Below are 13,183 nucleotides of genomic sequence, written 5' to 3'. Positions count from 1 at the left end.
CCACTTCTCGTCGTAACGGCCGATTCTCGCAATCGGCGGCCATAGTTTGCATCAATCGCCCCTGAATAGCAAAACCAAACAGGAGCCTCTCAGCATTGCTCGGTGTGCAACTTCCGGCACGCCCGCTGTATTCCCCGGAATGCCTTCTGCTCCGTGGCATCCTGGGGCCGTACGAACGAGCTCGGAAGGCAATCCACATGCAGGATTTGAAGGTCATCGGGGTCGAGAACGGCGCACTGGTCGCCGTCGGCGACGACGGTGAGCGTTTCCGCATCGCCGTGGACGAGGCGTTGCAGTCGAAGGTGCGCCAGGTGCGGCAGGAGACGCCCGCCGACGCACCCAAACTCTCACCGCGCGAAGTGCAGGCCCACATCCGTTCCGGCATGTCCGCTGAGGACGTCGCAGCGGTCACCGGAGCCCCGCTGGAGTACGTGCAGCGCTTCGAGGGACCCATCATCGCGGAACGCGAGCACATCGTCGCGAGCGCCCTCAGCGTCCCCGTCCACACCTCCGACGCCGTCGACCCGCTGGGCGAGGCCGAGACGTTCGGATCCGTCATCCGCGACCGGCTCGCGTCGCTCGGTGTCGCGGGCGAGCGCTGGGCGAGCTGGAAGGACAGCGAGACCGGCTGGATCGTCAAGCTGGAGTTCACGGCCGACACGATCGACCACGACGCACGCTGGTCGTACGACGCGCGCAAGCACGCCCTCGCACCGCTCAACTCGGAGGCGACCACCCTGTCGCAGGCCGGCGAGCTGCGCGGCGGCTCGCTCATCCCCCGGCTCCGTGCCGTGCTGCCGCACGAGGGCGAGCCCGACAACTCCCGCTTCGACAGCGGAGCCTTCACGTTCCCCGCCCCGGCCGCCGACCTGATGGGCCCGGAGATCACCGCTCCCATCGAGCCGCTGCCGCAGGGCCGAACGCCGGGCGCGAACAACTCGATCACCGTCTCGGCGATCAAGCGCGCCGACGACGGGGCCCCGCGCGACCTGCACCAGACCGCCGACCTGCTGGAGGCCCTGCGCCGCCGCCGCGGCGAGCGGGAGGCCGCCGGCTACGAGGACCGCCCCACGCCGAGCGATGCGACCCCGCTGGATGTCGTGCCGACGGCGTCGACCGAGGCCCCGGTCACCCCGACGCCCGCCGCGACGCCGTTCCGTCTCATCGACGAGCGTCCGCCCGCGGCCGAGCAGCCGCCGCTCCCCCTCGACGTTCCGGCGCCGCCGAGCGGTCCGTCGAACGGCGGCCCGTCGAACGACTCGGGCCCGCAGCCGTCGCGTAAGAAGGGCCGGGCGGCCATGCCGAGCTGGGACGAGATCGTCTTCGGCGCCCGAACGGACGACGACCTGGCCTGAAACTGGCCTAGCCTGCCGCTCCGAACCGCAGCAGCGGAACCCGCGTCTCCTCCGGCGTGAGCGAGCCGTGCTGGCCGACCATGTTGCGGCCGGTCCGCTGCGGGTCGCGGCCGTCGTAGTACGCGATGCGCTTGCGTGCGGCGACCAGCACATCCCCGATCCGCGGTGCGACCTCGGGATCGACCCGCTCGCCGAACCAGCCCGCCTCCACCGCCTCGGCACGCGTCGCCACCCACGACCGGTCGCCTTCGGCGTCGCGCCAGCGCTCGGCGACGGCCACCGGGGAGGCGCCGTCCTCGACGTAGAGGTGGAGCAGGCGCGGCTCGCCGGCGAAGTCCGCCACGTCCTGCAGCAACTCGGGCGCGGTGTCGTAGAGGATATGGCCGCTTTCCGGCACATCCACCGCGCCGTGATCGGCCGTCAGCAGTGCGCCGCGGCCGGGGCCGAGGCGGCGGGCGAAGTCGGCGACCAGCGCATCCAGGGTCTCCAGGGCGGCCGTCCACTCCGGCGACTCCCAGCCACGGGCGTGCGACAGCTGGTCGAGTTCGGCGACGTAGAGATAGGTGAGGCCCGGCCCGGCGGTCGCCAGCACCTCGGCCGCCGCGGCGAACCGGTCGGCCATCGACTGGACGCCGACGAACTCCGCTCCGCGCAGCACGGCCGCGGTGAATCCCGTACCCGCGAACTTCGGGAGCGCGATCGCGCGCGGGCGGACGCCCTGCTCCGCGGCCCGCTCGAACACCGTGGTCGAGCGCTGCCAGGTCGCCGGATCCATCCGATCGTCCCAGCCGGTCAGCTGGTTCGTCAGACGGTCGGCGCCGTCGCGCACGCGGTAGCCGACCAGGCCGTGCTCGCCGGGCGTCGTCCCCGTGGTCAATGTGGCCAGGGCAGCGGCCGTCGTCGTCGGGAAGCCGGCGTCGATCGTCGTCGTCTTCCCGAGCAGCGGGGCGAGCGTCCTCGCGTGCCCGGCGCGGGCACGGAGGGCGGCTGCGCCGAGCCCGTCCACCACGATGACGACGACATGCTCCATCCGCGGCAGGCCCAGGTCGTTCGTCTCGCCGGAGAGCGCGGCGAGCGAACTCGGCAGAACCGTGGCGAGGCTCGCTCTCGTCGTGAACGCGGCCGGTAGCATGGGGGGCATCCGGCCCAGTCTGGCACAGCGATCCCGCCGCCTGACAAGCCGCCCCCGCCCCTTCGCACCGCACAGAATGCCCGAATGACACCTGCAGACGACAAGCCCGCCGCCGGAACGACGGAACGCATCGAAGACGTCGACGTCACGACCGAGATGCAGGGCTCGTTCCTCGAATACGCCTACTCGGTGATCTACTCGCGGGCCCTTCCGGACGCCCGCGACGGCCTCAAGCCCGTGCAGCGCCGCATCCTCTACATGATGACGGAGATGGGCCTGCGCCCGGACCGCGGCCACGTCAAGTCGGCACGTGTGACCGGCGAGGTCATGGGAAAGCTGCACCCGCACGGCGACGGCGCCATCTACGACGCCCTGGTGCGGATGGCGCAGGACTTCACCCTCCGCGTCCCGCTGGTCGACGGGCACGGCAACTTCGGTTCGCTCGACGACGGCCCCGCGGCCGCCCGGTACACCGAGGCGCGCCTGGCCGCCGCGGCGCTCGCGATGACCGAGGACCTCGACGAGGACGTCGTCGACTTCGTCCCCAACTACGACAACCAGCTGATGCAGCCGGACGTGCTGCCCGCCGCCTTCCCCAACCTCCTCGTCAACGGCGCGAGCGGCATCGCCGTCGGCATGGCCACCAACATGGCGCCGCACAACCTCATCGAGGTCGTCGGCGCCGCCCGGCACCTCCTCGAGAACCCGGACGCCACCCTCGACGACCTGATGGAGTACGTCCCCGGCCCCGACCTCCCCGGCGGTGGGACGATCGCGGGCCTCGCCGGTGTGCGCGACGCCTACGCGACCGGCCGCGGCAGCTTCCGGATGCGCGCCAAGGTGACCGTCGAGTCCATCACCGCCCGCAAGAGCGGGCTCGTCGTCACCGAGCTGCCCTACCTGGTGGGCCCGGAGAAGGTGATCGAGAAGATCAAGGACGGCGTCAACGCCAAGAAGCTCAACGGCATCTCCGACGTCACCGACCTCTCCGACCGTCAGAACGGCCTCCGGCTGGTCATCGGCCTCAAGACCGGGTTCAGCCCGGAGGCGGTGCTGGAGCAGCTGTACCGGTACACGCCGCTCGAAGAGGGCTTCGCGATCAACAACGTCGCCCTGGTCGCCGGCGGACCGCAGACCCTCGGCCTGCGCGAACTGCTGCAGGTGTACCTCGACCACCGCATCAGCGTGGTCACCCGCCGCTCGCAGTTCCGCCTCGCCCGCCGCAAAGAGCGGCTGCACCTGGTCGAGGGCCTGCTCATCGCCATCCTCGACATCGACGAGGTCATCCAGGTCATCCGCACCTCGGACGACACGGAGCAGGCGCGCGGACGCCTGATGCAGGTGTTCGACCTCAGCACGCTGCAGGCCGACTACATCCTCGAGCTGCGGCTGCGCCGCCTCACGAAGTTCAGCCGGATCGAGCTCGAGACCGAGCGCGACCAGCTCCGCCGTGAGATCGACGAGCTGGAGGCGCTGCTCGCGTCGCGTCAGGCCATCAACGACCTCGTGTCGGACGAGCTGGAGCGGGTCGCCGCGACCTTCGGAACCCCGCGCCGCACCCTGCTCACCGAGGCCAAGCCGTCGATCGCCGGAGCGTCGCGCAGCAAGGCGGCGAACGTGCAGCTCGAGGTCGCCGACGTGCCCACGCGCGTGTTCCTGTCGACGACCGGGCGCATCCTGCGCGTGGACGCGGTCGCGGGCGCCGACGGAGCGGAAGGCGGCCTCGACCGCATCCAAGCGCCGGCACGACGCAGCAAGCACGACGCGATCCTGTCGCAGCTGGACACCACCAGCCGCAGCGAGATCGGCGCCGTCACGAACCGCGGCCGGCTCATCCGCTTCTCCCCCGTCGACCTTCCCGCGGTGCCGGCGAACTCCATCCAGCTGGCCGCCGGGGTGAAGGTCGGCGACTACCTGGCGCTCGCCGACAAGAAGGAGCGCATCCTCGCCCTCGCGTCGCTCGACTCGGAGCGCACGATCGCGCTCGGCACCGCACAGGGGGTCGTCAAGCGCGTGGCGGCAGGCGACTGGGCGAACAAGCCGGAGTTCGAGATCATCTCGCTCAAGGACGGCGACGAGGTCGTCGGGGCCACGACGGTCATGGACGCGGACGAACTCGTGTTCGTCGCCAGCGACGCCCAGCTGCTGCGGTTCGCCGCGTCGAGCGTGCGTCCGCAGGGCCGAGCGGCCGGCGGCATGGCGGGAATCAACCTCGGTGCGGGCGCGCGCGTCATCTACTTCGGTGCGGTCTCCGCCGAGGAGGCGGAGACAGCGGTGGTCGCGACCATCGCGGCGAGCGACGCCACGCTTCCCGGCGCCGACCCGGGCACGGCGAAGGTCAGCGATTTCGCGGAGTTCCCAGCCAAGGGACGCGCGACCGGCGGGGTGCGCGCGCAGCGGTTCCTCAAGGGCGAGAGCGAACTGGTGCTCGCCTGGGCCGGCCCGGCGCCCGCTCACGCGGTCGCGCCGGACGGCGTCGCGCGGACCCTTCCCGAGGGCGGCTCGCGCCGCGACGGCTCGGGCACCCCGCTCGACACGGTCATCGGCTCCATCGGCCGCCGCATCGGCTGACCGTCCCCGATCCCCCGTCCCACGCCAACAGCTCCTGAGTTTTTCGCGCCGAAAGCGGCACAAAACGCGAAAAACTCAGGAGCTGTTGGCTTGGGGGCGGTGAGGGGTCAGGCGTCGATGCGAGACCGGCTGAGGTCGTCGGCGCCCGCGATGATGAACTCCTTGCGCGGGGCCACGTCGTTGCCCATCAACAGTTCGAAGACGCGGTTCGCCGCCTCGGCGTCGGGGACACGCACCCGGCGCAGGGTGCGGTGGGCACGATCCATCGTCGTGGTCGCCAGCTGGTCCGCATCCATCTCGCCGAGTCCCTTGTAGCGCTGGATCGGCTCCTGGTACTTCTTGCCCCGCTTCTTGAGGTCGGCGAGCACCGCCTGCAGCTCCGCCTCCGAGTACGTGTAGATCGTCTCGTTCGGCTTCGAGCCGGGGTTGACGACCACGACGCGATGCAGTGGCGGCACTGCCGCGAAGACGCGCCCCTCTTCGATCATCGGCCGCATGTAGCGGAAGAACAGCGTCAGCAGCAGCGTCCGGATGTGCGCGCCGTCGACATCAGCATCCGACATGATGATGACCTTGCCGTACCGGGCGACCGACAGGTCGAAGCTGCGACCGGAGCCGGCGCCGATGACCTGGATGATCGCCGCGCACTCGGCATTCGACAGCATGTCCGAGATGGATGCCTTCTGCACGTTCAGGATCTTTCCGCGGATGGGCAGCAGCGCCTGGTACTCGCTGTCCCGCGCCCGCCGGGCGGTGCCGAGCGCGGAGTCGCCCTCGACGATGAACAGCTCGCTGTTGGCGACGTCGTTGGAGCGGCAGTCGACCAGCTTCGCGGGGAGGGAGGAGGTCTCCAGCGCGTTCTTCCTGCGCTGCGTCTCCTTGTGAGCACGCGCGGAGATCCGGGACTTCATCTCGGCGACGACCTTGTCGAGCACGAGGGCCGACTGCGCCTTGTCGTCGCGCTTCGACGAACCGAACCGCTCGGCCATGGCCTTCTGGACGACGTTGGCGACGATCGCACGCACGGCGGGGGTACCGAGGATCTCCTTGGTCTGACCCTCGAACTGCGGCTCCGGAAGGCGGACGGTGAGGACGGCCGTGAGACCGGCCATGACGTCGTCTTTCTCGAGCTTGTCGTTCCCCGCCTTCAGCCGGCGTGCGTTCTGCTCCACCTGCTGACGGAGGAACTTGAGCATCCCCTGGTCGAACCCGGCCTGGTGGCTGCCGCCCTTCGGGGTCGCGATGATGTTGACGAAGCTGCGCATGACCGTGTCGTACCCGGTGCCCCAGCGCAGCGCGATGTCGACCTGGCAGTCTCGTCTCAGCTCGGTGGGCAGCATCGCGCCGGTCTCCGACAGCACGGGGACGGTCTCGGTGAAGTGCCCCTCACCGGTGAGCCGCCAGGTGTCCGTGATGGGGCTGTCCGGCGCGAGGAAGTCGACGAATTCCGAGATGCCGCCCTCGTATCGGAAGGTCGTGCGGCCCGTCTCCGCGCCGTCCGTTCCCGGCCGCTTGTCGTCGATAGAGATGGAGAGGCCGGGGACGAGGAACGCCGTCTGCCGGGCGCGCCCGACAAGGTCGTCCGTCGAGAACTCGGCGCCCTTGGTGAAGATTTGACGGTCGGCCCAATAGCGGATGCGCGTACCGGTCACGCCCTTCGCCACCTTGCCGACGACCCGCAGCTCGCTGCCGCTGACGAACGGGGTGAACGGGCTGTCCGGTCCCGGCTCGCCCTTCTTGTCGTCGAAGATGCCGGGCTCGCCCCGGTGGAAGGACATGGCCCACGTCTTGCCGTCGCGGTCGACCTCGACGTCGAGGCGCTCCGACAGGGCGTTGACGACGGAGGCGCCGACGCCGTGCAGGCCACCGGAGGCTGCGTACGACCCGCTGCCGAACTTGCCACCGGCGTGCAGCTTGGTGAAGACGACCTCGACACCCGAGAGGCCCGTCTTCGGCTCGATATCGACCGGGATGCCGCGGGCGCGGTCGCGCACCTCCACGCTGTCGTCGGCGTGCAGGATGACCTCGATGTCGGACCCGTGACCGGCGAGGGCCTCGTCCACCGAGTTGTCGATGATCTCCCACAGGCAGTGCATCAGGCCACGGGAGTCGGTGGAGCCGATGTACATGCCCGGGCGCTTGCGCACGGCCTCCAGCCCTTCGAGCACCGAGAGGTGCCTGGCCGAATAGTCCGAACTCGCCACGGGTGCTCCTTGTGGTTCCGGTGCGCCCATCCGGGTGCGGACGCACGTGCCTCTCCAGAGTAAGCGCCGCGCGGCGCAGCCTACGTCACCGACACGAGTCCGGAGCCGAGGCTACGCGTTGAGCGAAATAGCAGCCAATGCGCGCCTGATTGCCGAGCATCCGTGGTTCTATAGACGTACCGAGTTCAAGCGGTTGCGACGGAAAGGAGCATCACATGTCGACACTCACCTCGGAGAACGGGGCGGTTGACGAGCTCGCATCGGGGCCGCAGTTGACGGCCGCGGACCGTTGCGACAGCTGCGGCGCGCAGGCGTACATCCGTGTCGTTGTCAATAACGGCGAACTTCTCTTCTGCGCCCACCACGGCAAGAAGCACCAGGAGAAGCTGTCTCAGATCGCCCACAGCTGGCATGACGAGACCGCTCGCCTGTTCGAAGAGCAGCGCGCGTAACGCGGCCGCATCGCGAATCGCGAGGCTGACCGGAGGATGACACCAGGAACGGGTGTGCGCAGACGCGCCCACATCGACCTCTCCGTCATCCGCTCGACGGCAGCCGCCGCCATCGCGTCGATCCCCGACTGCACCGCCGATCTCCGCGCCGACGCGTACGGACACGGGCTCATCCCCGTGGCTCGTGCGCTGATGGATGCGGGGGTCGGCGGTTTTCTCGTCTCCCGGGTCGAGGATGCCGCCGCCATCGCCGACGAGGGTCTGCCCGTCGAGGCGACCGTCGGCAGCCGCCGTCCCGCATCCCGGCCCGCAGGCGCTCTCCTCGGTTCTGAACTCTTCGGGCTCGACGCCGACCGCCCGTCCGCCCCGGCTATGCGCCTCGAGGGCGAGATCATCGCCGTCAAGCGCGTCCCCGCCGATCGCGGCGTCTCCTACGGCTACACGTACCGCACCGCCCGGCCTAGCACCCTCGTGCTGGTCGCACTCGGCTACGCCGACGGCATCCTGCGCGTCGCCTCCAACAAGGCGCCCGTGAAGGTCGGCGACACCGTCGGCCGCATCACCGGACGGATCGCCATGGACCAGTTCGTCGTCGACATCGGCGACGACTCCGCCGCGCCCGGCGACTCCGTCATCCTGTTCGGCGACCCGGACCGCGGAGAACCGACCGTGCGGGACTGGGCGGATGCGCTGGGCGTCGCGGCTCCGGTCATCACGAGCCGGCTGGGCCGGCGCATCGAGAGGACGTACAGCGCGTGACCATCGTGGACGCCGTCGCCGAGCCGCTCCCCCGCGCCGTCATCGACCTCGCCGCCGTGCGGCACAACGTCGCCCACCTGACGCGGCTGATCGCGCCGGCGCAGACCATGCTCGCCGTGAAAGCGGACGCCTACGGCCACGGACTCCTCCCGGTCGCCGAGGCGGGCCTGGAGGCCGGAGCGACCTCGCTCGCCGTGCTGGAGATCCCGGCCGGACTCGTCCTCCGGCGCGCGGGCGTCACCGTCCCGGTGCTCGCCTGGCTGCACGGCCAGGATACGGACTGGCGTGCGGGCATCGAGGCCGACATCGAGCTCGGCATCTCAGCCGTGTGGCAGCTGGAGGCCGTCGCCGCGGCGGGTGCCGACCGCCCCGCCGTCGTGCACCTCAAGGTGGACACCGGGCTCAGCCGCAACGGCGCGACCCGTGACGAGTGGCCGGGTCTCATCCGTGCCGCCCTCGACCTGCAGGAGCGCGGCATCGTCCGCATCCGTGCCGCCTGGTCGCATCTGGCCGACGCCTCGATCGCCGACGACGAGGCCGCCCTGGCCGAGTTCCGCGACGCGGTCGCCGAGGCGGAGCGTCTGGGCGCCTCGTTCGACGTGCTGCACCTGGCCGCGAGTTCCGCGGGCATCCGGATGCCGGAGGCGCGCTTCGACTTCGTGCGCTTCGGTATCGCCGCGTACGGTTTCTCCCCCTTCGACGACTCGACCGGGGGCGAGCTGGGCCTCATCCCCGCGATGCGGCTGGAGGCTCCCGTCACCGAGGTCCACGTCGGCGGCACGACGCACGCCCGGCTCGGGATCGGCTACGCCGACGGCGTACCGACGCTCGGCATCGCCAAGACATCCATTCAGCTGAACGGCCGCCGCTGCCCCGTCATCGAGGTCGCCGCCGACAGCATGCTGGTGGATGCGGGCGCGCACCGCGTGGAGGTCGGCGACACCGCGATCCTGTTCGGCCCGGGCACGGATGGCGAGCCCACCGCCGAGAAGTACGCCGACTGGGCGGAGACGATCGCCGACGAGATGATCACCGGCGTCGCGACCCGGGTTCCCCGCGTCTACGTCAACTGACCCCAGCCAACAGCTCCTAAGTTTTTCGGCCGAAACGGCCGTACGCACGCGAAAAAGTCAGGAGCCGTTGGTGTGAGTCGGCGTGCGTCAGAGGGAGACGCCGAGGCGGTCCGCGATCGCGCGCCGGGCGTTGGTCGCGTAGCGGTCCACGCGCTCCGTCTGCGGCACCGGCGGCAGCTCGCCGCGCAGCGCGGTGGTGAGCAGTCGGTCAGCCAGGACGGGATTCATCGGCAGCAACGGACCGTGCAGGTGGGTGCCGATCGAGGATCCGACCAGGACGCCCTCCACCGAGCCGTCGTTCCCCGTGCCGCGCACGACGCGGCCGAGCGGCTCGGCGCCGTCGAGGACGGTGCGGGCCGAGTGGTTCTCGAAACCGGCGATCGTCGTGCCGTCCGCGAGGCGCACCACGATCTCGCCGACGTGCCGCTGGCTGCCGAGAGCTGCGCGCGTCGGGAAGACGGCGGCTCCCGCGAGCACCTCGCCCTCCGGGGTCTCCAGCTGGGTACCGAGCAGCTGCCAGCCACCGGCGATCGCCACGAACGGCACCCCCGCATCACGCCACTGGCGCAGCTGCGGCGCGATCCGGAGGACGTCGTCGTGAACGGCACGCTGCGCCGATAGCGGACCAGAGCCGATGTGGACGAGATCCACGGCGCCAGGGAGTTCCGCGCCGGGAGCGTGCTCGACGATATCCACGTCGACGCCCCGCCAGCGAGCGCGCTCGGCCAGCGCGAGCACGTTGCCCGCGTCGCCGTTGATCCCGAGCTCGGAGGGATACAGGTGCAGGATGCGCAGCACGGTCATCGCTCGCCGCCCTCCAGGTCGAGGAAGCCGAGTTGCTTGCGGATGAGCATCATCTGCTCGTAGTTCACGATCATCGTCTTGGTGCCGCGCGACGGCTTCGGCAGCGCCAGGAACGCCTGCAGTGCGGGCTTCAGCTCCGGCACGACCTGGTCGACGTCGATGCCCGCGTAGGCGAAGCGCGTCGCGAACTGCCACGCCTTCGTGCCGGACACCACATCCACATGGGTCAGCTTCGACAGGTCGATGTCGTACACCCAGGACGGGTCGGGCGTGCCCTCGTCGACCGAGACGAACACCTGCTCCGGCGACTCGCTCAGGTAGTCGAGGTTGAGCTGGAGGCTCGGCGGGTTCTTCATCATGATGATCTCGATGTCCTCGTCGCCGACGTGCAGCGTCTCCCCGCGGCCGTAGACCGTGCGGAGCGCCGCCATCGCAGCGACGACGGCGTTCGGCTGGAACCGGTCGCCGAGCAACCGACGCGCCATCGCCGTCGCGCCCGCCGCATCCACCGCGTAGTGCAGGCCGCGTGCGGGCAGGCCGATGCGGACGTTCTCGCCGCCGATGGTCAGCTGTGCGCTCTGCACTTCGAGCTTGCTGACGAACACCGACGGGATGGGCAGGGCGCCTGCGGCCGCGCCCGTCAGGTCCTTGACGTTGGCCAGCCCATTGGGCGACGACTCGATGATGGACGGCGCGACGGCGAACGTGGACACGTCGCGCCCCTGCGCGGCCAGCTCGGCACCCACCCGGGCGAGGCTGTCGTCGTCCGCGTTCACGACGACGAACTCCGAAGAGCCCTCGGCGATGGAGCGCAGCATCCCGATCACGCGGGTCGGCTCGAAGAAGCGATTCAGCTGGTCGATCTGGACGTTGAGCAGCAGCGAGCCGCGCGGCTTCAGCACGCGCGCGAGATCGACGCCGTAGGCCTCGTCCACCTCGATCACGCCGACGTCGCCGCGGACGTAGCCGTCGAGCGGCACGTCGGCGAGCAGCGCGGACGCGATGCCCTGCGGGAGGTTGCCGCCGGACGGGTTGGTGAACACGTCGAGACCGTGCTCGCGCAGGATCGCGGTGAGCATGTTCGTCGTCGTGGACTTGCCGTTCGAGCCGGACACGAACACGACGCCGAGCGGAAGGCGGCTGACCGCGCGCTCCAGGAACTTCGGTGCGATGGCCAGCGCGACACGGCCGGGGACCGCGGAGCCGCCTCCCCGCAGGCGCAGAAGCCAGCGGGCGAGGCGGCCGGCGATGACCGCCAGTCGGTAGCGCACCGGTTTACTCGAGGTAGTCGCGCAGCGACTGCGAGCGCGACGGGTGACGCAGCTTCGCCATCGTCTTCGACTCGATCTGGCGGATGCGCTCACGCGTCACACCGAAGGTGTCGCCGATCTGGTCGAGCGTCTTCGGCATCCCGTCGCCGAGGCCGAAGCGCATGCGGATGACGCCCGCCTCGCGCTCGGAGAGCGAGTCGAGCAGGCTCTCCAGCTGCTTCTGCAGCATCGTGAAGCCCACCGCGTCGGCCGGGACGACCGCCTCGGTGTCCTCGATCAGGTCGCCGAACTCACTGTCGCCGTCCTCACCCAGCGGGGTGTGGAGCGAGATGGGCTCGCGACCGTACTTCTGCACCTCGATGACCTTCTCCGGGGTCATGTCGAGTTCCTTCGACAGCTCCTCCGGGGTGGGCTCGCGGCCCAGGTCCTGCAGCATCTGGCGCTGCACGCGGGCCAGCTTGTTGATGACCTCCACCATGTGGACCGGGATGCGGATGGTCCGCGCCTGGTCCGCCATCGCGCGGGTGATGGCCTGACGGATCCACCACGTCGCGTAGGTCGAGAACTTGAAGCCCTTCGTGTAGTCGAACTTCTCGACGGCACGGATGAGGCCCAGGTTGCCCTCCTGGATGAGGTCGAGGAACTGCATGCCGCGACCGGTGTAGCGCTTGGCGAGGCTCACCACGAGGCGCAGGTTCGCGCCGAGCAGGTGGCTCTTGGCGCGCTGGCCGTCGCGGGCGACCCACTTCAGCTCGCGCTCCAGCTCCTTGCTCAGGTTCGGGGTGTTCGCGAGCTTGTCCTCGGCGAACAGACCGGCCTCGATGCGCATGGCGAGCTCGACCTCTTCGGCCGCGTTCAGCAGCGGGACCTTACCGATCTGCTTCAGGTAGTCCTTGACCGGGTCGGCCGTCGCGCCGGTGATCGTCGAGGAGTAGACGGGGATGTCGTCGTCCTCGTCGACGGCGCGCAGAACGAGCGCGTCCGTCGGCAGCGGGATGTCGCCGACCGGGATGGTGATCGCGGGCGTCTTGCCCTCGGTCTCGTCGGCGTCGTCGGAGTCGGCCTCCTCGGTCGTCTCCGCGTCGTCGGTGTCGTCCGCCGCCGCGTCGTCGTCCGCGACGACGGCCACGTCCTCCACGTCGATCTCGACCTCGGCGTCGTCGTCGATCTCCTCGTCGTCGTCCGCCGCACTGCCCTTCGCCTTGCTCGACGCAGTCTGCTTCTTCGCAGCCGTCTTCGTCGCAGCCTTCTTCGGAGCCGCCTTCGCGGCGGTCTTCCTGGCGGGCTTCGCCGTCTCGTCCGCGGCGACGGTCACGGTCTCGTCGACCTCGACCTCCGCATCGCGGGTCTTCGTTGCTGCACGGGTTGCCATGTGAACACCTTTCATACCAAGCAGAGGGGCCGGGATCCTGACGGCCGAGCCTGGCTCAGGGTTTGCGTGCGGACACTACTAAGACCCATGTCAAGTCCTGGGTGATTGCGCCGGGCATCGTCGAATGCTCCGGCCCAGGGACATGAACGGGTCCAGACGTCAATTATTGCACGTTCCACGTGAGCCCCCG

Annotated in this window: 10 protein-coding genes; 5 read left to right on the top strand and 5 right to left on the bottom strand. The window is 70.0% G+C overall.

Annotated features, from left to right (window positions below; translation table 11 throughout):
- Positions 1–197 precede the first annotated feature (197 nt).
- Positions 198–1,355, top strand: a complete 1,158-nt coding sequence (gene sepH, locus ACF1AJ_RS02630; protein ID WP_391506008.1) for a septation protein SepH — start codon at positions 198–200, stop codon at positions 1,353–1,355.
- A 7-nt stretch (positions 1,356–1,362) separates the two neighbouring features.
- Here the strand turns inward: sepH and ACF1AJ_RS02625 are convergent, their stop codons facing one another.
- Positions 1,363–2,487, bottom strand: a complete 1,125-nt coding sequence (locus ACF1AJ_RS02625; RefSeq protein WP_391507422.1) for an alkaline phosphatase family protein — start codon at positions 2,485–2,487, stop codon at positions 1,363–1,365.
- An 84-nt stretch (positions 2,488–2,571) separates the two neighbouring features.
- On the opposite strand from ACF1AJ_RS02625, the gene ACF1AJ_RS02620 reads away from it, so the two are divergent.
- A complete protein-coding gene (locus ACF1AJ_RS02620; RefSeq protein ID WP_391506007.1) occupies positions 2,572–5,058 on the top strand; it encodes a DNA topoisomerase (ATP-hydrolyzing) subunit A in 2,487 nt (828 codons plus the stop codon).
- Positions 5,059–5,165: 107 nt separating this feature from the next.
- Here the strand turns inward: ACF1AJ_RS02620 and ACF1AJ_RS02615 are convergent, their stop codons facing one another.
- Positions 5,166–7,262: a type IIA DNA topoisomerase subunit B gene (locus tag ACF1AJ_RS02615; RefSeq protein WP_391506006.1), complete on the bottom strand. Its 2,097-nt coding sequence runs from the start codon at positions 7,260–7,262 to the stop codon at positions 5,166–5,168.
- 215 nt (positions 7,263–7,477) lie between these two features.
- On the opposite strand from ACF1AJ_RS02615, the gene ACF1AJ_RS02610 reads away from it, so the two are divergent.
- Genes ACF1AJ_RS02610 through alr form a run of 3 tightly spaced genes read left to right on the top strand, consistent with a single transcriptional unit; the run spans position 7,478 to position 9,546 of the window.
- Positions 7,478–7,714, top strand: a complete 237-nt coding sequence (locus ACF1AJ_RS02610) for a hypothetical protein (protein WP_018191296.1) — start codon at positions 7,478–7,480, stop codon at positions 7,712–7,714.
- 36 nt (positions 7,715–7,750) lie between these two features.
- On the top strand, positions 7,751–8,473 hold the full coding sequence (locus tag ACF1AJ_RS02605) for an alanine racemase C-terminal domain-containing protein (RefSeq protein ID WP_391506005.1): 723 nt from the start codon (positions 7,751–7,753) through the stop codon (positions 8,471–8,473).
- Positions 8,470–9,546, top strand: a complete 1,077-nt coding sequence (alr, locus tag ACF1AJ_RS02600) for an alanine racemase (RefSeq protein ID WP_391506004.1) — start codon at positions 8,470–8,472, stop codon at positions 9,544–9,546. Before ACF1AJ_RS02605 ends, alr begins: the two co-directional genes overlap by 4 nt.
- 87 nt (positions 9,547–9,633) lie before the next feature.
- Here the strand turns inward: alr and ACF1AJ_RS02595 are convergent, their stop codons facing one another.
- From ACF1AJ_RS02595 to ACF1AJ_RS02585, 3 genes are read right to left on the bottom strand one after another with little or no spacing between them, the layout of a single operon-like run.
- A complete protein-coding gene (locus ACF1AJ_RS02595; protein ID WP_391506003.1) occupies positions 9,634–10,350 on the bottom strand; it encodes a type 1 glutamine amidotransferase in 717 nt (238 codons plus the stop codon).
- Positions 10,347–11,621: a MurT ligase domain-containing protein gene (locus ACF1AJ_RS02590; RefSeq protein ID WP_018191300.1), complete on the bottom strand. Its 1,275-nt coding sequence runs from the start codon at positions 11,619–11,621 to the stop codon at positions 10,347–10,349. The genes ACF1AJ_RS02595 and ACF1AJ_RS02590 overlap by 4 nt, the downstream gene beginning before the upstream one ends.
- 4 nt (positions 11,622–11,625) lie before the next feature.
- Positions 11,626–12,993: an RNA polymerase sigma factor gene (locus ACF1AJ_RS02585; RefSeq protein WP_391506002.1), complete on the bottom strand. Its 1,368-nt coding sequence runs from the start codon at positions 12,991–12,993 to the stop codon at positions 11,626–11,628.
- Between the last annotated feature and the right edge of the window lie 190 nt (positions 12,994–13,183).

Source organism: Leifsonia sp. NPDC014704, from assembly GCF_043083605.1.
In the GTDB taxonomy this organism is placed as follows: Bacteria; Actinomycetota; Actinomycetes; order Actinomycetales; family Microbacteriaceae; genus Leifsonia.
This window is presented reverse-complemented; position numbering and strand designations above follow the sequence as displayed.

Coding starts and splice junctions, on each gene's coding strand:
- ACF1AJ_RS02620 (WP_391506007.1), top strand. CDS start 2,572: ATGACACCTGCAGACGACAAGCCCGCCGCCGGAACGACGGAACGCATC.
- ACF1AJ_RS02625 (WP_391507422.1), bottom strand. CDS start 2,487: ATGCTACCGGCCGCGTTCACGACGAGAGCGAGCCTCGCCACGGTTCTG.
- ACF1AJ_RS02585 (WP_391506002.1), bottom strand. CDS start 12,993: ATGGCAACCCGTGCAGCAACGAAGACCCGCGATGCGGAGGTCGAGGTC.
- ACF1AJ_RS02595 (WP_391506003.1), bottom strand. CDS start 10,350: ATGACCGTGCTGCGCATCCTGCACCTGTATCCCTCCGAGCTCGGGATC.
- ACF1AJ_RS02610 (WP_018191296.1), top strand. CDS start 7,478: ATGTCGACACTCACCTCGGAGAACGGGGCGGTTGACGAGCTCGCATCG.
- sepH (WP_391506008.1), top strand. CDS start 198: ATGCAGGATTTGAAGGTCATCGGGGTCGAGAACGGCGCACTGGTCGCC.
- ACF1AJ_RS02605 (WP_391506005.1), top strand. CDS start 7,751: ATGACACCAGGAACGGGTGTGCGCAGACGCGCCCACATCGACCTCTCC.